The following is a 17,899-nucleotide window of genomic DNA, read 5'->3' on the forward strand; positions in this document are numbered from 1 at the left end:
TGATGTGCTAGACCTCATTTTATCTCGCACCGGTACGGTGATTGTCTTCGACTTTTTTTAAGCGAGATGGAGTAAAAGGGAAATCTCATTTGGGCGGTGGACACTCAATAGGTGAATTTTACGAAACTATTGAGAAAAATGGATTTAAAATTCATAAAGATTTGGATGTTACATCTAAAGTAAGTCCGAACCTTCGACTTGTAAACGAAATACTGACGGATCGTATTTTACCTTTTATTGAAACCTTGGATCAATTTCTTTCAAAAAGACACAAAACACATTTAAGTTTTTTAATTTATTTTCAGTAAAAAATTGAAAAAACTTAAGTTTAAATACTCTTTAAAGCGAAACCATGAGTCTTTTGAGAAGTTTAAAACCTACAGACTCGTTGTCATTAAAAAATCCTAACAAAACACTCTGGCAGACTACTATGCCACCTCTAAGCTTGACTCTTCATATAGCACTTTTCGTTGCACAAGCACTTAATCTGACTTTCACTGCGTTGATTGTTTTGTGCATTTCAGCTACACTAACACAAAACAATCAGCTCCGTTTTGGCAACTTAGCCGAGTGTTAGTTCAAAAGGAAGTTAGATAGTGGAAATACGACAATATAGAGAATCTGATTTAGATTCTGTCCTTGAGTCCTGGGAAGTTGCGACTCGTTTAGCTCACGAATTTATGACTGATGAGTTCATCGCGCAGGAACGAAAAAATGTAGCTGAAATGTATATACCAAATACAGATACATGGGTTGCAGAGCTTGATGGTGAAGTAAAGGGCTTTATTTCACTAATGAGTAATGAGATCGGCGCGATTTTTCTTCAGCCAAATTATCATGGTAAAGGTATTGGTAAAGCGCTCATGGATAAGGCTCAATTTCTTCACGGAGATTTAGAAGTTGAGGTTTTCAAAGAAAACGCTATTGGGCGTAATTTTTATTCAAAATATGGCTTTGAATATCTAGAAGAAAAGCATCATGAACCAACCGGACAACAATTATTGCGCCTGAAATTTACAGCTAACAAATCAAGTAATCGGGACGCCGTAACCGGCGCTCACTTCTTGCGACGTTAGATTCATACCTATGTCATTAATAATTAACCATTACTCAGAAGATTATAAATATCTTTCAAGTTTAATATGGTAAATTTTATAGCTTAGCACAGCTGTATTTCTTTCATCTATTGTGGTTGTTGCCCTTGTGGCAGGAAATTTTGATAAATAATTAATTTTAAAGTAGATAGCCATATATTAACTAGAATTGTTTTAATCATAAGTTGATTAACAATTTTTTATTTTTTACTTCTGAAACACTTGTGACTTATTTTGTAACAGTCCAAGGACTTACATTCCTCTATATTTGTTTTTCAGGTTAGATGAGTTCTAATAATAACTTTTGCTTAATTTCTTTATATTTGTGATTTTTTTTATAGGGAATATCAAATAATAACTAATATGCAAAAGAATGCTAAAAATAATTAAATCAAACACCAAGATATATTTTAATGATAAAGCGTAAATTTATGAAAGCCGTAATTACATCAGACTACAGTTCTGTTGACGTATTAGAGGTTAAAGACATTGATAAACTAGAAATTAGCGATAAAGAAATTTTAATTCGTATCCATGCTTGTTCAGTGAACCTGATTGATTGGAAAATATAATTGAAAATAGTGAGTGGCAAAAAACCTCCAAAAATTCTTAGCGGAGACTTCTCTAGTATTGTAGATAAAACAGGCTCAGAAATTAATATTTAATATAGGCGATGAGAGGTGGGGACATGTTAATGCACTAAAAGGCGGCTCATATACCGAATATATAAAAGTAAATATTGAACAATTTTTATCTTATCTTGCTGTAGAGCGTCATGTATCTCCATCTACTCAAAATCAACCATTAATTCCTTAATCTTTCTTTGCGAGCAGGTATTAAATATTTCCTTGCAGATGCTCAAATAATTTCTGTAAGAGTTAACAACCAAACTCAGCGGCCTGCCGATTGCGGGTCCGTTGGAATGTTTTGTTAGCAATAATTGGCTCAACTATGACAAACTGCCTCAATATTGTGGCCATCTGGGTCAATAACAAACGCACCGTAATAATTAGGATGGTAAATTTCTCTTACTCCTGGCTTTCCGTTATCGGTTGCGCCAGCAGATAATGCGGCTTCATAAAAAGCATCTACTTGACTACGTGTTTCAGCCAAAAAAGCAACGTGCATGCGTTTGTGTGCTTGCCCATCAGGACCAAACCAAAATTCAGCTTTTCCTTTTTTTCCGAATCCAGCCCAGCCCTGTTCTTCCATAACTAATTCTATTCCGAGGGGGGATAAACTCTTCGTATAGAAATTTTTACTTTTTTCGTAATCAGAAATTACAAAACCAATATGGTCAATTATCATATTTTTTCCTTATAGATTTCTAATGTTGGGAGTTAAGTGGCATCCGAGTTTTTAGTTTAACAGAAAACTTGTTTTTGTTGTTAAGCTAAACGAAGACAGCAGGTCTGTCAAAGCAGATATCGTTTTGTGTGTGCTTTACCTTTGCTTGTTATATTCTATTAGTTAACATCAAAATAATTTCTAAACCAAGACTAAGAATAGTTACAAGCGCAACGATTAAAAATAATAGATAACTTCCCTCTAAATCTCCTTTTATTTTCTTGTTAGTTTTTTATTAGCAATAGTTTCTGAGTAAGGACAAACAGAAATCTATTTGTTAGATTTGCAACAAAAGCGCTTGATAATAGAGCGGTAATCAAAATCGCTGATATGAGTAAAATAACTAATAATACCAGCGTATTAGATACATGACTTAAAGCTTGTATAAGCCCAAAATATATTGCGATTTTTACAAAAACCCCATGCCAAATATAAACAAATAAAAGCTCTAGAAATACCCAAGAAATATCCAACATCACTAACATAACCGGCGCATAACGAAACGATTATGCTAAGTAATAAAGGAAATTTAAACTGTGTGATTATTGGGAGGAAAATTTTCCATATAAACATACTAAACAAAAACCAAAGGATCCAAACCTGGCGAGGACAAATTATTGCTATACACCCGATTGTGCTAAATATCCGGCTAAAAGAAAGATTTTCTTATGCTTACTTATTTTTGGTGATAAAAGAGTGAAATGGTTTATTAAAGATCATACAATTGTCAATTTTTACCAGTTCCTTAATGCCATATCAAGTTTTCAGAGGAAATTTAAGAAAAACACCTCATATTTTACTGATTTTGTTTTAATAAAAAATAAAGCTATAATTAACAGTTGGTCGGAATAGTTCGCCTGTTTGCAAAAGTCATTGCTTGAAGCCGTATCGTTGATATTAATCATAAAGAGACTTTTATAAAATCACTTTCTCAAATTTAATCACTCTGTATTGGATATTGTAATAGCCTTTCAAATATAAAGTCAGTAGCGTACTGAGAGCTACCAAAACAATCGCTCTTTAGTATTGTTAGCAGAGGATGAGTTAGCTTGGACAAAGCTCACTGCCAAAATAATTAAACTAATTAAAAATCAATCAAATTGCGGGCTAAAACCTGTTGAGGAAAATAGTAATGGAAAATTTTAAAGAATTAAACTTGCCAGAAGCACTCAATCATACATTAGAGCACATGCAGTTCTTAGCGCCTACGCCAATTCAGGCGAAAGCAATACCGGTTGCTATGTCAGGAAAAGATATCTTAGGGTCAGCTCAGACAGGAACTGGAAAAACAGCAGCATTTGGTATTCCACTAATAGCTAAATTGATGATGAATACTCTTTCAGCAGGGTTGATTATGACCCCAACGCGTGAACTGGCAGCTCAGGTGATGAAACAGCTGCAAATAATGGCGGGTAAAAAAGCAAAAATAAAAAGCGCTTTGCTTATTGGTGGAGAATCTATGTTGAAGCAAATTCAACAATTAAATAACGATCCTCGTTTGTTTGTGGGAACGCCTGGGCGAATCAATGATCATTTAGAAAGAGGAAGTCTAAAACTTAACGAAATTGATTTTTTAGTGTTGGATGAAACAGATCGTATGTTAGATATGGGGTTTACTATACAAATTGATAAGATTATCAAAAAAATACCGAAACAACGTCAAACTCTACTGTTCTCCGCTACGTTACCTAAAAATATCATAAAAATATCTGATAAATATCTAACCTCTCCAATTCATATGGCGATAAAAAGTGAATTTGAGTCGCAAATCAAACACGAAGTCTTAAAAACTTCTGAAGAAGATAAATACAATTTGTTATTGGAGCAATTAGAATCTCGTAAAGGCTCTATTATTGTATTTGTAAAAACAAAATATGGAACAGAAAAGTTATCCAAAAAAGTATCAAAATCAGGTTTTAGCGCTGATGCTATCCATGGTAATTTAAGACAAAATGTGCGCAATAAAGTAATTTCAAATTACCGTGAAAAGAAATTTAAAGTATTATTTGCAACCGATGTTGCTTCTCGTGGGTTAGATATACGACACATTGAACATGTTATTAACTATGATTTTCCTCAATGTGCAGAGGATTACATTCATCGCATAGGGCGGACCGGTCGTGCTGGAGCAACGGGAGAGGCGCTTTGTTTTATTACTCCTGAGCAACATGGTAAGTGGAATGTTATTAATCGAATGCTTAAGCTAGATCAACCATTGGAAGTATCTTCTACATCCACTAAGAAAAAAATAAGTAAAAAAAGACCGTTTCGCACTCAACGTAAAACATTTCAAAAAAATAAAAAAATAAAAGCGTAATAAACTTGATTTTTTATTAACTTATGGCAAGAAAAATTAATGTGTTCTTATGATTAATTTGTTTTAACGGTTATTCTGGCGACGTTCGGACTCTTTTAGATATTTCTTTCTTAACCGAATATTGGAGGGAGTGACCTCCACAAACTCATCATCTCCGATGTAATCTATGGCTTCTTCTAAACCTAATTTTCTAGGTGGTACTAGGTTGAGAGCATCATCTTTTCCTGAAGCTCGTACGTTAGTTAATTTTTTATTCTTAGTTGGGTTTACATTAAGATCACTACCCTTTAAATGCTCTCCGATAATCATGCCTTCGTAAACGGGAATTGCAGGATCTATAAATAGCGGGCCTCTTTCTTGTAACTTCCATAAGCTAAAAGCCATTGCTGTACCTGATTCGCTACAGATTAAGCTGCCCACTTCACGGTGCTCTATATCGCCTTTGTAGGGCTCGTATTTTTCAAAAACAGAGGTAAGAATACCTTCACCTTTGGTGAGAGTAGTGAACTGGGATTTAAAACCGAGTAACCCTCGTGTGGGTATAAAATATTCCATCATGTTTGATCCATTATGTTCTTGTAGATTAAGCATGTCACCTTTGCGTTTTCCCATTTCGGCAATAACATTTCCGGCAAACTCGCTAGGTAAGGATATGCTGACACGTTCAATGGGCTCAAGCCTTTTGTTGTTCTCAAATTGATAAATAACCTGAGGGGTGCCTATTTGTAATTCAAACCCTTCTCGTCTCATGCTTTCAACTAGAACAGCTAAATGGAGTTCGCCACGACCACAAACAATAAAGCATTCGGGATCACTAAAATCCATACTCATTCCGATATTGGTTTCTAGCTCCCTTTCTAAACGTTCTCTAATTTGTCTTGAAGTTAGTAATTTTCCTTCTTTCCCAGCAAAAGGGGAAGAGTTGACCATAAACGCCATTTTTAAAGTAGGTTCATCAATATTAATGGAGGGCATTGGGCTTTCTTTGGCATCAAATACAATGGTGTCTCCTACATAAATATCGCTGATTCCTGCGATGATAACAACATCGCCACTATAGGCAGTAGGAACCTTGACTCGTGCTAGTCCTAAACTTACAAGTACTTCTGATATTTTGGCAGGTTTTTTGGTGCCATCTGGCTTAATAACTGTTACTCGATCGTTTTTATTAACCGTGCCTTGATAAATTCGCCCAATCGCCATCCGCCCTAAAAAATTATCATATGCTAGGTTTGTTACTTGCATTTTTAATGGAGCCTCATCAGCGGTTTTTGCAGGGCTGACTTGTTGCATGATTAATTCGAATAATGGCTGTATATTTTCGGTTATATTGTCAGATTCGTTACCGGCTTTGCCTTCCGTGGCTATGGTGTAGCAAATGGGAAAATCAAGTTGTTCGTCTGTAGCATCAAGCTTAACAAAAAGATCAAAAAGTTCGTTAATAACCCAATCACAGCGTGCTGATGGTTTATCAACTTTGTTGATGACGACAATGGGATTTAATCCTAGTGCTAACGATTTACTAAGCACAAATTTAGTTTGAGGCATAGGGCCTTCGTAGGAATCAACTACAAGAATAACGCTATCTATCATTCTCAGTACGCGCTCAACTTCTGAGCCAAAGTCAGCATGTCCCGGAGTGTCTATAATATTAACTTTACAGTTTTTATATTGGTAGGAGGTGTTTTTTGCATAAATGGTAATGCCTCGTTCTTTTTCTTGGTCGTGAGAATCCATTACTCGAGTTTCAATTTGTTGATGTTCTTCGTACGTACCGCTTTGTTGTAATAGCGCGTCAACTAGGGTGGTTTTTCCGTGGTCAACGTGTGCAATGATGGCGATATTTCTAAATTCTGGCATGATTTGTATTGCTGTGTGTTTTCTTCAGTTTCTCAGTAATGCGTAGACCATCAGCTGATTGTCGTTTTTTTTAGGTTAACGCTTGAATTCAGCCGACGCATTAACCGCCTGCTGAAAAGTTTTGTTAGGTTTTTTATTGGGTGAAGTTTTTGTCAATTTTTAAGGCGACAGAATTTTACCATTTTAGTAGGCTGTGGCTGGTCGGAATATTAAATTTTTTATGCCACACTCGCTAGCGTGGCACGAATTTCTTTAGTGTAGATAGTTTTTTTGGGTAGTCGGGTTCATTGTTGTTACGGAAAATTAAATTTTTTGAGTATCTTCAATAATTGTCCTCTTTATGTTTGCCGCATTGTAAAATATCTATCAGTGCTTCAAAAGGAAGTTGTACGCACCCGTAGCGTGCTGGATGCTCAATGACTGGGGTAAATACGTCCATGGAGGCAATTATTTTTTTTTCACCAAACATATGGATTACGTCACGGCACATTTTGTGCAAAGTGGATTGCTGCGGGTATTGAGCAGCTAATTGAAGCATTTTTGTGGTTGCCGCCTTGCACAGCACACAACCTCGTGTACGATGTGCTAGCCGATGTAGCGACATTGTATCGGTGACGGCAGCTAAAATAATTTCATCACCGCACAGCGGATTACTTCGCTGACAGCGTGCGGTGGCATCGGTAATATCGCCATTGTTATTCGCGCTTTTGGCCAGGGCCATAATGGCAGCTTGATAAACAGAATCACTCATTGTAGTAACTGTAATGCTTCGGTAACGCCAGTAATAGCAGCATCGATATCGTTGGCGGTGTTGTAAGGCGCTAGACTGAATCGTACACTGCCATCAATGTCCCAATGCTGCATCAGCGGTTGAGCGCAATGATGACCGCCGCGCGCTGCTACTTGATGCGACGCTAAAATTTGGCAAATATCATGTGGATGTGCATTGTTGACGCAGAACGAAATAATGGGAGCATCATTGGGCTGTTTCTCGTCAAGGAAGCGCACTCCGGGCAGTTCGCACAATCCAGCCCTCAATGATGTAGCCAGCGTGTTTGTGTGTGCGGTTAATTCTGACCAATCCCACGATTGTATCCACCGCATTGCTGCGCCTAGCCCAATGGCTTGTGATACTGGTGGTGTGCCAGCTTCAAAGCGATGTGGCGTGGTACGGTAAGTCGAATGTGTGCTGCTCACTGATTCCACCATACCGCCACCGCCGAATGCTGGAGGTAAGGAGTCCAGCAATTCTTTTTTCCCCCATAGCACTCCGATACCGGTGGGAGCATAACATTTGTGACCAGAAAATACATAAAAGTCTGCGCCGGACTGTAGCAACGTTGGCAATTTATGCGGCACATACTGGGCACCGTCTACAACCAGCCGAACGGTAAACGGTTTAACTGCCATTGTCAAAGCATCTAGCGCAGTGTGAGCTCCACTTGCGTTGGCAATGTGTGATACGGCTAGTATCTGCGGCTTTTTGTTGTCCGCACTTAGTGCTTCTACTACGCGTGTTGGTAACAAACGACCGTTTTTTTCTGCTGGTAGCCATCTTAAAGCAAACCCTTTTTGTGCTGCGGCCATTTGCCAAGGCACGATGTTGCTGTGATGATTATCTCTCGCCAACCATACCGAATCATCACTACCTAAATCGCGGCATAAACTGGTAGCGAGTAAATTAAGTGCTGCCGTAGCACCGCTAGTAAAGATGATTTCTTCTGCTTTAGTTTGGACCGCAGTGGCAATGTGACGGCGAGCTTCTTCGTAGTGTGCGGTGGCTTGTTCTGCCCAAGCATAAACGCCACGTCCGACGTTGCTGCGAATGCGTCCGTCATAATCGGCAACGGCATTAATCACTGTTTTCGGCATCAGAGAAGTAGCAGCGTTATCCAAATAATGAATAGAATTATTTAGCAAAGGAATATCTTTGCGAAAGCGCGCAGCTTCTGTCATTTGTCCGTTTCCAAAGCAGAAGGGGAATCAATGTCAAAGAGCACCCCCGCGCTGGCAGGAGCTTCAGTAATGACACTGTCGGCGAACAAAGCACGCGCGCCGGTGTCGCCTTGTAATTGCTCCAATGCGGCAAAGTGCTGCCGACCAATGAGAACCGGATTGCCACGCTTGCTATTGTGAGTGGGTACAACAATGTTGTTGCCATCAAAAGCGGCAATAACAGCAGCAATATCGTCTATGGTTACCGCTGGCATATCTCCCAGCACAACTAGCACGCCATCCACGTTTTTTGTGGCAGTGAGTGCTTGCAATCCACAGCGTAGCGAAGAAGCCATGCCTTGGGAAAAATCGGGATTATGAGTGACAAGTAAATTGCCAATGGCCGCTTGAACGGTGTCAACTTCATGGCCACAAACCGCCACAACCGTTTGAATTAATCCTGCCTCATGTGCGGCAATAAGTGTGTGTGCGGCATGACTGACCAGCGGTTTCTCGTGCCACGGAGCAAGCAATTTATTGGTCTTTCCCATGCGAGTAGACAGCCCCGCAGCGAGCAAAATGCCGCCAATTATTGGCTTAGTAGCTAGTGTGCGGCGAACTGGGCGATCAACAATATCTTCCAGTAACCCGCCAACTCCCATTGCGGCAATATCATTGGCTGTTGTTTCTATACCAGCCAGCAATCGCGCCAGTACCCAATCAAAGCCGTTTAATTTCGGCGATCGGGCACAACCAGGCAGCACAATACAAGATGCACCGTGAAACGTCGCTAAAACTAGTAAATTGCCCGGATCCGTCGGCATGCCAAAGCGCGTGACAATGCCGCCAGCTGCGGTAATACTAGCCGGAACTACGTCAGCTTGATCACAAACTGCGCTGGCGCCGGCAATAAGATACAGGTCGGGAGAGATTTCACGCCGCACTATATTCAATGTGTCGGTAACCGCTTCTTGTTGATGCGCACAGCGCCATTCGCCACAAAGAGTGTTTTCCATATTAGCTAGACGCTGGACTGTAACGGCAGCGGTTTTATCTAATAGGTGCTTGTTAGCAACGGGCAACTCCGTTTGTATGAGGGCAATTTTCAAACGTTTAAAAGGGCGCACTTTAAGTAATTGCGCAAAACGCTGGACAGCAGCGTTAACTGCTGATAACGGTGCGGCAAAAGGAATGATTTTGATGGTGGCAACTAGACGCTTTTGTTGCACTACCGCAAGAGGAAGCAATGCTGCCAGAGTAATGGCTGGCGATAAGCGATTAAATTCCGTCAACGATACGGCATCATAATGTAGCAACCCTGCGGTGCGGCTGTAGAGATTGACTCGTCCGTGAACCGGCCGATGGGCTTCTAAATGCTCACCGCAGACAGCAGCTGCAACAATTTCCGCTGCTGTATTTTCTGCCACATCAATTTTTGTTTCTAGTGTGGCGGCTACAACTTCCGATATGCCCGCTTCCTGCAATTGTTGAATGTCATCTACCGTAAGCAATCGTCCTTTGGTAAGCCGACCGGCATGAGTTCGTTGTGAGTGCGCTAGTATTTTTCCTGCCGCTTTTTCAATTGGATAATTAGAAAATTTCATTTTTTTGAGTAAGTTGATAAAACTTCGGAAATGATAGCAACGGCAATTTCGGCAGCGCTTTTGGCGTTGATATCCAAGCCGACAGGAGCGTGGATGTGAGCAAAGGATTCCGCACTAATTCCTTCCGCCAATAATCGTTTTCGGCGTTTTTCGTGAGTGCGAACGGAGCCTAATGCACCTATATAGTGCGCTTTTTTGGACAACGCTATTGTTAATGCACCGTCGTCTATTTTGGGATCGTGAGCGAGCGTGACCACCGCAGTTTGTTCGTCAACACCAATATCTGGCAGTGCGTCTTCAGGCCAGCGTTCATCCAATACAGTATCGGGAAAGCGCGCTGCCGTCAACCAAGCTTGTCGTGGGTCAATAATTATGACGTCAAAATCACATTGCCGCGCCAGTGGAGCCAATGTTTGCGCGATGTGCGTAGCGCCGACAATTAATAGTCGGCGTTGTGGAATACACGGTTCCAGAAAGTGATTGTGATTATCATCAAAAATTGGTGATGGAGGAACGTCATTGATTTTTTTGAATGTTAATTCACCGTTATTAATATTTGTAATGAGAATGCCGTTATTGCGCTGGACAACTGCCTGTCGCCATTCTTCCAACGCTTGATGTCCGGAAGTGCCGGGAGCTGGAAGGGGAGCAACAAAAACATCTATTTGACCGCCGCATGAAAGGCCTGATTGCCATGCCATTTGATCTCCTATGCCAAAACTTAGATGGCGAACGGTATTGTGTTGTAAACAATCAGCAGCGGCGTGAATGACTTCTTTTTCTACGCAACCGCCAGAAACGGAGCCGGCAAATCGACCGTCTTGATTAATTATCAATCGTGCTCCCAGTGGGCGTGGTGCTGATTTCCAAGTGCGGATAACCGTGCCCACGGCTACCTTATTTCCTTCAACATGCCATTTGATGGCGGTCGCCAGCAAATCAACGTTTTCGCTTTGTGTCATGGCGAAAAACGATTATGGTGTGCGCCCAGTGCCGCCGTCAATTCTTGTAGTGAACGAACATTGTGAATGGAACATACGGCGTCGGCATGATGCGATAATATTTTAGCACCTTGAGCTAGCGGAGCATAGCCATCATATCGTAATAGCGGATTGAGCCACAATAGGCGGCGGCAGGATTTGCGTAAACGTGCCACTTCAGCGTTAAGGGTGGTTTTATCGCAATTGCGCTCCAGTCCATCGGTGGCAAACAGTACAGTTGCTTCTCCGCATCCTACTCGTCGCAGCCACAACCGATTGAACTGCCGTAGTGATGGGGTAAGTCGTGTACCGCCGTCCCAATCCTGCGCACTGGCGGCAATGCGGGCGGCTTCGGCTTCTACATCGCCGCCACGCCGCCGTCCTACCGCGGTGAGCTGTGTCCCCAGTAAAAAAGCATGTAGACGATATTCGTCCCCTACCGCTAATCCAGCAATAAAATGTAAAAACGCTCGTGCATAAGCGCTCATTGAGCCGGAAATATCTGCTAGCACCACCAGTTGAGATGGTTTGTGGCGGCGGCGAGAAAACAATAAGCGTTCGTCTTCGCCGCCACGGCGAATCGCACGGTGTATCGTACGACGCATATCTGGTTTACCGTATGTCGCTGCCCGCCGCCGCCGAGTGGGTATGGGTGGCAATATCGTACGCATATTCCGATTCAAGCGTAAAGCCGTATGCCATTCTATTTTGTTCATTTTTTCAAAATCTTTGTCAGCTAAATTTTCTGTTAAGCTGGCGCTGTGGGTGACTTCAGGTTGAGGAGTTGATTGATTTAGTGGTGTCACCGCACCTTCAAAAGCTGCGGATAGGGGCGCGCCTTCGGTTGGTGCCAGTGTTTTTTCATCGGTTGTGCCACGCAGGCCGCGCCAAAACAAATGAAACGCTTGGCGAAACAATTCTAGTTGTTCGCGTTTTTCTACAAATACCGTTGCCAGCGCCCAAAACACATCGGCGCGTTCATGAACACCCATTTGCGCTAGCGCAGTGGCGGCGGCATTCTCTTTGTCTAATCCGGCGGCAAATCCTATCTTTCGCAATACACCAGCAAAGGCGGTTAAATTGCGCAATAAACAGCCACTGTCGGCGCGGTCAACCAATAGATTGGCGGGTAATAATGACTCATTCATCATGCCCGTTTAGCAGGTCGGAAAGACCTTGCTGCCTTACTAAATTTAAATCGTCTTGATATTTAAGTAGTGCGCCCAAGGTTTCGTCTACGGTTTCAGCGTCTAGTGTATCGCGCTCCAAGCGCGTAATGGCATGCGCCCAATCCATGGTTTCAGCGATGCCCGGCAGTTTGTGTACGTCTAAAGCACGCAGGCGGTGAACAAAGGCCACGATTTGAGAGGTGAGCGCTTCGCCGATGTCGGGATAATGTAAGCGGATAATTTCGGCTTCGCGACGTGGACCGGGAAATTCTACCCAGTGATACAAACAACGTCGCTTGAGAGCGTCATGTACTTCACGAGTGCGATTGGAAGTTAATATTGTTAGTGGAACTTCCTTTGCGCGAATGGTGCCATATTCGGGAATACTGATTTGCCATTCAGCTAAAAATTCTAATAAAAAAGCTTCAAACGGCTCATCGGCACGGTCAATTTCATCAATCAATAATACCGGTGCTGGCTCGCCGTCAGCAGGAGTTAGAGCTTGTAACAGTGGACGGCGCAATAAAAACTCATCGCTATAAAGTGCATTGCTTGTGATACTGTCGTGTTGTTGGAGGCGAGCTGCAAGCAATTGGCGAGGATAATCCCAGTCGTACAAAGCGGTAGAAGCATCAATGCCTTCATAACACTGCAGTCGTACCAGAGGACGATTGAGCGCTGTCGCCAGTGTTTTGGCAACAGCGGTCTTACCTACACCAGCATCGCCTTCCAAAAACAGTGGACGGTGCATGGCGCTTGCCAAAAAAACAGACACTGCCAACGGTCGCGATGCAAGATAATGGTGCGTAGCAAGAGAAGTAATGGTTTCATCAACGGAGGCAAAATGCTGTGAACTCATGTTGTCAATTATAAACAAACTTATTTTTGCAGACTATGAAGTTAAGAAGATTGAAAAATCTTGGTAGATATTTTTTGATATATGATATTTCGTATTTAATTCAGTTATATCGCAAAATAGCGAAAAAAAGGAAAGCACAATATGCCATTATTTAATAAACGTGACCAATATGGATGGATGACGGTGCTATTGCACTGGCTCCTTTTTTTGATTATCGTTGGTTTGGTAGCGAGTGGTAAATATTCTGATTCACTATCCTCTTCAAATAAAAACAATTCATTGATTTTTATTCATACGCAAATTGGTATCGCTGTTTTTGTACTTATGGCGTTTCGTTTTTTGTGGCGGTTAATTAATACTACGCCGGAGCCACTTTCGGAGGTTTATTTTGCGCGGTTGCTGGCTTTTTTGATGCATTGGATCATGTATATTGTTGTGCTGGGACAGGTTGTTGTTGGCGTGTGCATGATGCAGTTAGGTGGGCGCGAAGTAGCATTTTTCGGAATTCAACTACCTCTTATTGTCAGCCAAGTCAGTGATACGTTGGCACCATTTTTAGGTATGTTGGGAGACGATTTGTCCCCTGTTAAACAGATGCGAAAGTTACATGAATTGGGCGGTTGGGCAATTATTGGTTTGGTCGGAGCACACATTGTTGTCGCATTTTTTCACCATTTTGTATTGGTAGATGACACATTACGGCGCATGAGTTTTGGTTACTTGCCCAGCTATATTCGTCATGATGTAAAAGTAAACAAAATGTTGCAAAAAAGGAAAAACAGACTCTGAATCGTCAGGCGGTCACGCGATTATTGACTGGCGCTGCCGGTATTGTCTTAGCTGCAGGTATTGGTGTGCTGTCGGCATTGTGCGGAATTTCGTTTATTGACGGCACGGCGATGTTGCATCATTGGTTGGGAGTAGCGCCAAATTTTTCTGGTAAAAGTACGCAAAATTTGTGGATATTGGCAGTTGCACCGATCATTGCTGGATTATTGTGTGTGTTAGCTAAAAACCGCATAAAAATATATTTTCTAGGATTGGCTGACACTATGTTGGAGGCGTGCTGTGATTCTAAAAAACCTTTTTTACGACAAAATGATACTTTATTGGTTGCCATGCAAAAAAGCGCAAATTTTACTGGAGAAAGAATGGCTGTCGTTACCGACGATGGCGTGCTAGTTGGCACTTTAACAGAAAGCGATTTGTTGCGCGCTCGCGCTTACATTATGAGTCTGTTGCGCAAAGAAGCAATATAACGCTATGTATTTTGACGTCATTGTTATTGGTGGTGGAGCGGCAGGGCTGACGACAGCGCTATCGTTAGACAAGCGGTTGCGGATCGGAGTGATGACTAAACGCACATTAAGTGATTGCGCTAGTACTTGGGCTCAAGGCGGTATTGCAGCGGTGTTAACAGAGGAAGATTCTTTTTCCGCTCACGCAGCTGATACCCTGCAAGCTGGCGGTGGTTTGTGCGATGAAACTGCGGTGAGTTCTATTGTTGCCGATGCGCCGGCGGCGATTAACTGGCTGGAGACGCAGGGAGTCAAGTTTAATCGTGACCGTGCGGGTGTCTTGGCGTTAGGTCGCGAGGGCGGTCATCATGCTCGCCGCATCGCGCATGTGGATGATACTACTGGTCAAGCAGTAATTGCAGCTCTGCAGGCACAAGTATTAAAACGCGACAATATTACGTTGTTGGAGCACACGATTGCTGTTAATGCGCAAGTCATTGGTGAGCGTTGTAACGGTGTATATGCGCTACATCTGCTGTCGGGCAAAGTCAAAACCATTGGTGCTGGTGCTACTGTGCTGGCGACTGGAGGTGCTGGCAAGGTGTATTTGTATGCGACCACACCGCAGGACACCACCGGTGACGGCGTAGCCATTGCCTTTCGCGCCGGTTGTCGTGTTCGTAACATGGAATTTGTGCAATTTCATCCGACTTGTCTGTATCACCCGCTATCTTCTTCGTTTTTAATTACCGAAGCGATGCGAGGCGAGGGTGCACTCCTAGTCAACGAACGAGGTGAGCGTTTTATGCTAGCGCATCATCCCGACGCTGAGCTTGCTCCACGAGATATTGTTGCTCGTACTATTGATTTTGAAATGAAAAGTAGCGGTACCGATTGCGTTTATTTGGATTTGTCGACGTGGCCAGCTGATTTTTGGCAACGGCGGTTTCCTACAATTATGCGCAACTGTAAGGCACTGGGATTGGAGGCAGCATCAAATACTAAAGCGCTGCGCATTCCGGTGGTGCCAGCTGCGCATTATTGCTGTGGTGGAGTACACACCGATTTGCTTGGACGCACTGATATTGCTGGCTTGTGGGCGGTTGGTGAGACTGCTTGTACTGGCTTACACGGTGCTAATCGGTTAGCTAGTAATTCTTTATTAGAATGTGTGGTTACGGCACGCCGTGCCGCTGCCGTGGTAGCGGACGAATTGCCCGTGACTACCGTAGCACTATCGCCGTGGGATGAGCGACGCATTTCGGCACCGCGCGAGCGAGTTATGGTCGCGCACAATTGGGAGGAATTGCGGCGAACAATGTGGGATTATGTTGGTATCGTGCGTAATGACGAAAGGCTATCACGAGCGCGGCGACGCATTGAGTGGATACGTGAGGAGATAGAAGATTATTATCGTCGGTATGTGGTTAGTCGCGATTTTTTGGAATTGCGCAATCTTGCACAGTGCGCAGAATTAATTATTGAAGGCGCGCTGTCGCGGCGAGAAAGCCGCGGACTACACTACAACGCTGATTGTCCGCACGAGGCAGAACAGGCAACGGATACGCTGCTGTTGCAGCAGGATTTTGTGCGGAGGCGACAGGCAGTCAACGATTTTTGTCCGTTCTCTGGTCGCTTCATTGTCGCCAATGCGCTGACGGACTATGTTGGCCATGTTGTGGGATTTTGCAATCCGAGCTGCCGTGATGATTTTGCTCGTGCGATTGTTGTCGATTTTTCAGGCGTTTCTGAAAAAATATTAACGGCAAAGGAGTTTTTTGACGAACGCATTGCCGCACGCAGGTAGAATCTGCCAGCATGTTTGATGATATTTATTTTCATAATACTTTAAGTAACCATAAAGAACGTTTTACCCCACAAGCAGCGGAGCGAGTTACTTTATATGTTTGCGGTCCCACGGTTTACGGGCCAGTGCATGTCGGTAATGCCCGTCCGGCAGTGGTGTTTGATATGTTATTTCGTCTACTGCGTCGTCAGTACGGTGTGGCGGCGGTACGCTACGCTCGCAATATTACCGATATTGATGACAAAATTATTGCCGCTGCTGCTATTAACAATGAACCGCCAGCAACATTGGCGGCACGTTGGCACAAAGATTACCATCTAAATATGCAGGCTTTGTCAGTGTTACCGCCAACCGATGAGCCGTGTGCAACAGATTACCTGCCACAAATGCTCGCCATGATTGAGACATTGGTACAAAAAAAACATGCTTACGAAGTTGAAGGGCATGTGCTTTTTCACGTGTCTTCCTATGCTAATCATGGTGTGTTGTCCAATCGCTGTCGTGAAGATATGCTTGCTGGAGCACGAGTGGAAGTAGCTCCATATAAACGCGATCCCGCCGACTTTGTGCTTTGGAAACCTTCTCCGCCTGAAGCGCCAGGTTGGGACAGCCCATGGGGGAGAGGACGTCCCGGTTGGCACATTGAATGTTCGGCAATGGCGGCAGCGTGTCTGGGAAAGTGTATTGACATTCATGGTGGTGGGCAGGATTTGATTTTTCCTCACCACGAAAATGAAATTGCACAAAGTTGTTGCGTCCATGATACCGACTTATTTGCGCGTTATTGGTTGCATAATGGTCACGTTAATATTGCTGGTGAAAAAATGTCCAAATCAATAGGTAACGTACGCTTGCTTGGCGAAGCGTTGCGGCAGTTTCCGGGTGAGGCGGTGCGTTATGCATTGCTGTCGGCGCATTATCGCAGCCCGCTCAATTGGACTTCGCGTTTATTGGAGGACGCCAAGTCATCGTTAGATCGACTGTATCGTGCCTTGCCGGCAGACAATGGTGAGGCAGCGGATAGCAGCGAAATGCCACCGCCATTTGTAAGTGCATTGGCTGACGATTTAAATACACCGTTGGCGTTTTCCGTCTTACATGATTATGCACATACCGCACAACAATCGCCGCCATCATCGCCAGTACGACAGCAACTCAAAGCTGCTGGTAGGTTTTTGGGGTTTTTCAATATGAATGCGGAGGAATGGTTTCACGCAGATTTGTCAGCAGTAAAATTATCTACTGCCGACATTGAGATGCTTGTTGCACGGCGCCAGGAAGCACGGGTTGGTCGTGATTTTTCTGGTGCTGACCGTATTCGTAGTGAGTTGGCGGAAAAAGGTGTGATATTAGAAGATGCGGCGGGTGGAACCACATGGCGGCGCAAATAATTACTTTGATTAGAGGTATTCCGCGCCGCTTGGCGTTAACATTGATCGTCGTTTATCAATATTTGTTTTCGCCATTTTTTGCCGGTAGTTGCCGTTTTTATCCCAGCTGTTCTGAATATGCAAAAACGGTGTTTACGCATTATGGGTTGTTGCAGGCATTGTTGCTTACTGTGTGTCGCCTGCTACGTTGTCACCCTTTTGCTACTGGCGGAGTGGATTTGCCACCCAAAAAAAGCGCTTGTTGTAGTAAAAAAATGCTGCCGCCTCAAAAAAGTGATTGACAAAAAATTGGTTTTAG

At 43.2% G+C, this 17,899-nt stretch carries 17 protein-coding genes; 9 read left to right on the forward strand and 8 right to left on the reverse strand.

The window, feature by feature from the left end; genetic code table 11:
* Positions 1 to 41: 41 nt before the first annotated feature.
* From NQX30_05205 to NQX30_05215, 3 genes are all read left to right on the forward strand, one after another.
* On the forward strand, positions 42 to 308 hold the full coding sequence (locus NQX30_05205; GenBank protein MDM5147764.1) for a hypothetical protein: 267 nt from the start codon (positions 42 to 44) through the stop codon (positions 306 to 308).
* A gap of 288 nt (positions 309 to 596) precedes the next feature.
* Positions 597 to 1,076 (forward strand): GNAT family N-acetyltransferase, encoded by a 480-nt coding sequence (locus NQX30_05210; protein MDM5147765.1) that lies wholly within the window; start codon positions 597 to 599, stop codon positions 1,074 to 1,076.
* A 449-nt stretch (positions 1,077 to 1,525) separates the two neighbouring features.
* Positions 1,526 to 1,666 carry a hypothetical protein gene (locus tag NQX30_05215; GenBank protein ID MDM5147766.1) on the forward strand — a complete coding sequence of 47 codons (141 nt, stop codon included), beginning with the start codon at positions 1,526 to 1,528 and terminating at the stop codon, positions 1,664 to 1,666.
* Positions 1,667 to 2,039: 373 nt separating this feature from the next.
* Here NQX30_05215 and NQX30_05220 read toward each other — a convergent pair whose 3' ends face one another.
* Positions 2,040 to 2,399: a VOC family protein gene (locus NQX30_05220; protein ID MDM5147767.1), complete on the reverse strand. Its 360-nt coding sequence runs from the start codon at positions 2,397 to 2,399 to the stop codon at positions 2,040 to 2,042.
* Positions 2,400 to 3,573: 1,174 nt separating this feature from the next.
* On the opposite strand from NQX30_05220, the gene NQX30_05225 reads away from it, so the two are divergent.
* Entirely contained in the window at positions 3,574 to 4,758 is a 1,185-nt protein-coding gene (locus tag NQX30_05225) for a DEAD/DEAH box helicase (protein MDM5147768.1), read from the forward strand.
* A 63-nt stretch (positions 4,759 to 4,821) separates the two neighbouring features.
* Here NQX30_05225 and typA read toward each other — a convergent pair whose 3' ends face one another.
* The 7 genes from typA to NQX30_05260 form a co-directional block, all read right to left on the reverse strand.
* The gene (typA, locus tag NQX30_05230; protein MDM5147769.1) at positions 4,822 to 6,618 is read right to left on the reverse strand and encodes a translational GTPase TypA; all 1,797 of its coding nucleotides are present in this window, start codon (positions 6,616 to 6,618) and stop codon (positions 4,822 to 4,824) included.
* A 322-nt stretch (positions 6,619 to 6,940) separates the two neighbouring features.
* Positions 6,941 to 7,369, reverse strand: a complete 429-nt coding sequence (locus tag NQX30_05235; protein ID MDM5147770.1) for an iron-sulfur cluster assembly scaffold protein — start codon at positions 7,367 to 7,369, stop codon at positions 6,941 to 6,943.
* A complete protein-coding gene (locus NQX30_05240; protein MDM5147771.1) occupies positions 7,366 to 8,574 on the reverse strand; it encodes an aminotransferase class V-fold PLP-dependent enzyme in 1,209 nt (402 codons plus the stop codon). Before NQX30_05240 ends, NQX30_05235 begins: the two co-directional genes overlap by 4 nt.
* Complete coding sequence (locus tag NQX30_05245; GenBank protein MDM5147772.1) at positions 8,571 to 10,157, reverse strand: molybdopterin-binding/glycosyltransferase family 2 protein; 1,587 nt, start codon at positions 10,155 to 10,157, stop codon at positions 8,571 to 8,573. The genes NQX30_05240 and NQX30_05245 overlap by 4 nt, the downstream gene beginning before the upstream one ends.
* Positions 10,154 to 11,119, reverse strand: coding sequence for an XdhC/CoxI family protein (locus NQX30_05250; protein MDM5147773.1), 966 nt, complete (start codon positions 11,117 to 11,119; stop codon positions 10,154 to 10,156). Before NQX30_05250 ends, NQX30_05245 begins: the two co-directional genes overlap by 4 nt.
* Positions 11,116 to 12,288: a VWA domain-containing protein gene (locus tag NQX30_05255; protein MDM5147774.1), complete on the reverse strand. Its 1,173-nt coding sequence runs from the start codon at positions 12,286 to 12,288 to the stop codon at positions 11,116 to 11,118. The genes NQX30_05250 and NQX30_05255 overlap by 4 nt, the downstream gene beginning before the upstream one ends.
* Positions 12,278 to 13,165 carry a MoxR family ATPase gene (locus NQX30_05260; GenBank protein ID MDM5147775.1) on the reverse strand — a complete coding sequence of 296 codons (888 nt, stop codon included), beginning with the start codon at positions 13,163 to 13,165 and terminating at the stop codon, positions 12,278 to 12,280. Before NQX30_05260 ends, NQX30_05255 begins: the two co-directional genes overlap by 11 nt.
* A 141-nt stretch (positions 13,166 to 13,306) precedes the next feature.
* On the opposite strand from NQX30_05260, the gene NQX30_05265 reads away from it, so the two are divergent.
* The 5 genes from NQX30_05265 to yidD are packed head-to-tail and all read left to right on the forward strand — an operon-like array spanning position 13,307 to position 17,882.
* Positions 13,307 to 13,954: a cytochrome b/b6 domain-containing protein gene (locus NQX30_05265; protein ID MDM5147776.1), complete on the forward strand. Its 648-nt coding sequence runs from the start codon at positions 13,307 to 13,309 to the stop codon at positions 13,952 to 13,954.
* A 23-nt stretch (positions 13,955 to 13,977) separates the two neighbouring features.
* On the forward strand, positions 13,978 to 14,424 hold the full coding sequence (locus NQX30_05270; GenBank protein ID MDM5147777.1) for a CBS domain-containing protein: 447 nt from the start codon (positions 13,978 to 13,980) through the stop codon (positions 14,422 to 14,424).
* Between the two features lie 4 nt (positions 14,425 to 14,428).
* Positions 14,429 to 16,210, forward strand: coding sequence for an L-aspartate oxidase (gene nadB, locus NQX30_05275; GenBank protein MDM5147778.1), 1,782 nt, complete (start codon positions 14,429 to 14,431; stop codon positions 16,208 to 16,210).
* An 11-nt stretch (positions 16,211 to 16,221) separates the two neighbouring features.
* Positions 16,222 to 17,601: a cysteine--tRNA ligase gene (gene cysS, locus NQX30_05280; GenBank protein MDM5147779.1), complete on the forward strand. Its 1,380-nt coding sequence runs from the start codon at positions 16,222 to 16,224 to the stop codon at positions 17,599 to 17,601.
* Complete coding sequence (yidD, locus tag NQX30_05285; GenBank protein ID MDM5147780.1) at positions 17,586 to 17,882, forward strand: membrane protein insertion efficiency factor YidD; 297 nt, start codon at positions 17,586 to 17,588, stop codon at positions 17,880 to 17,882. Before cysS ends, yidD begins: the two co-directional genes overlap by 16 nt.
* Positions 17,883 to 17,899 lie beyond the last annotated feature (17 nt).

It is taken from the genome of Candidatus Persebacteraceae bacterium Df01 (genome assembly GCA_030386295.1).
GTDB lineage: Bacteria > Pseudomonadota > Gammaproteobacteria > Tethybacterales > Persebacteraceae > Doriopsillibacter > Doriopsillibacter californiensis.

Bases quoted from the DNA above. Each gene is read 5' to 3' on its own strand.
- NQX30_05215 (MDM5147766.1), top strand. From the start codon at position 1,526: ATGAAAGCCGTAATTACATCAGACTACAGTTCTGTTGACGTATTAGAG.
- NQX30_05225 (MDM5147768.1), top strand. From the start codon at position 3,574: ATGGAAAATTTTAAAGAATTAAACTTGCCAGAAGCACTCAATCATACA.
- typA (MDM5147769.1), bottom strand. From the start codon at position 6,618: ATGCCAGAATTTAGAAATATCGCCATCATTGCACACGTTGACCACGGA.
- NQX30_05235 (MDM5147770.1), bottom strand. From the start codon at position 7,369: ATGAGTGATTCTGTTTATCAAGCTGCCATTATGGCCCTGGCCAAAAGC.
- NQX30_05240 (MDM5147771.1), bottom strand. From the start codon at position 8,574: ATGACAGAAGCTGCGCGCTTTCGCAAAGATATTCCTTTGCTAAATAAT.
- NQX30_05245 (MDM5147772.1), bottom strand. From the start codon at position 10,157: ATGAAATTTTCTAATTATCCAATTGAAAAAGCGGCAGGAAAAATACTA.
- NQX30_05250 (MDM5147773.1), bottom strand. From the start codon at position 11,119: ATGACACAAAGCGAAAACGTTGATTTGCTGGCGACCGCCATCAAATGG.
- NQX30_05255 (MDM5147774.1), bottom strand. From the start codon at position 12,288: ATGATGAATGAGTCATTATTACCCGCCAATCTATTGGTTGACCGCGCC.
- NQX30_05260 (MDM5147775.1), bottom strand. From the start codon at position 13,165: ATGAGTTCACAGCATTTTGCCTCCGTTGATGAAACCATTACTTCTCTT.
- NQX30_05265 (MDM5147776.1), top strand. From the start codon at position 13,307: ATGCCATTATTTAATAAACGTGACCAATATGGATGGATGACGGTGCTA.
- nadB (MDM5147778.1), top strand. From the start codon at position 14,429: ATGTATTTTGACGTCATTGTTATTGGTGGTGGAGCGGCAGGGCTGACG.
- cysS (MDM5147779.1), top strand. From the start codon at position 16,222: ATGTTTGATGATATTTATTTTCATAATACTTTAAGTAACCATAAAGAA.
- yidD (MDM5147780.1), top strand. From the start codon at position 17,586: ATGGCGGCGCAAATAATTACTTTGATTAGAGGTATTCCGCGCCGCTTG.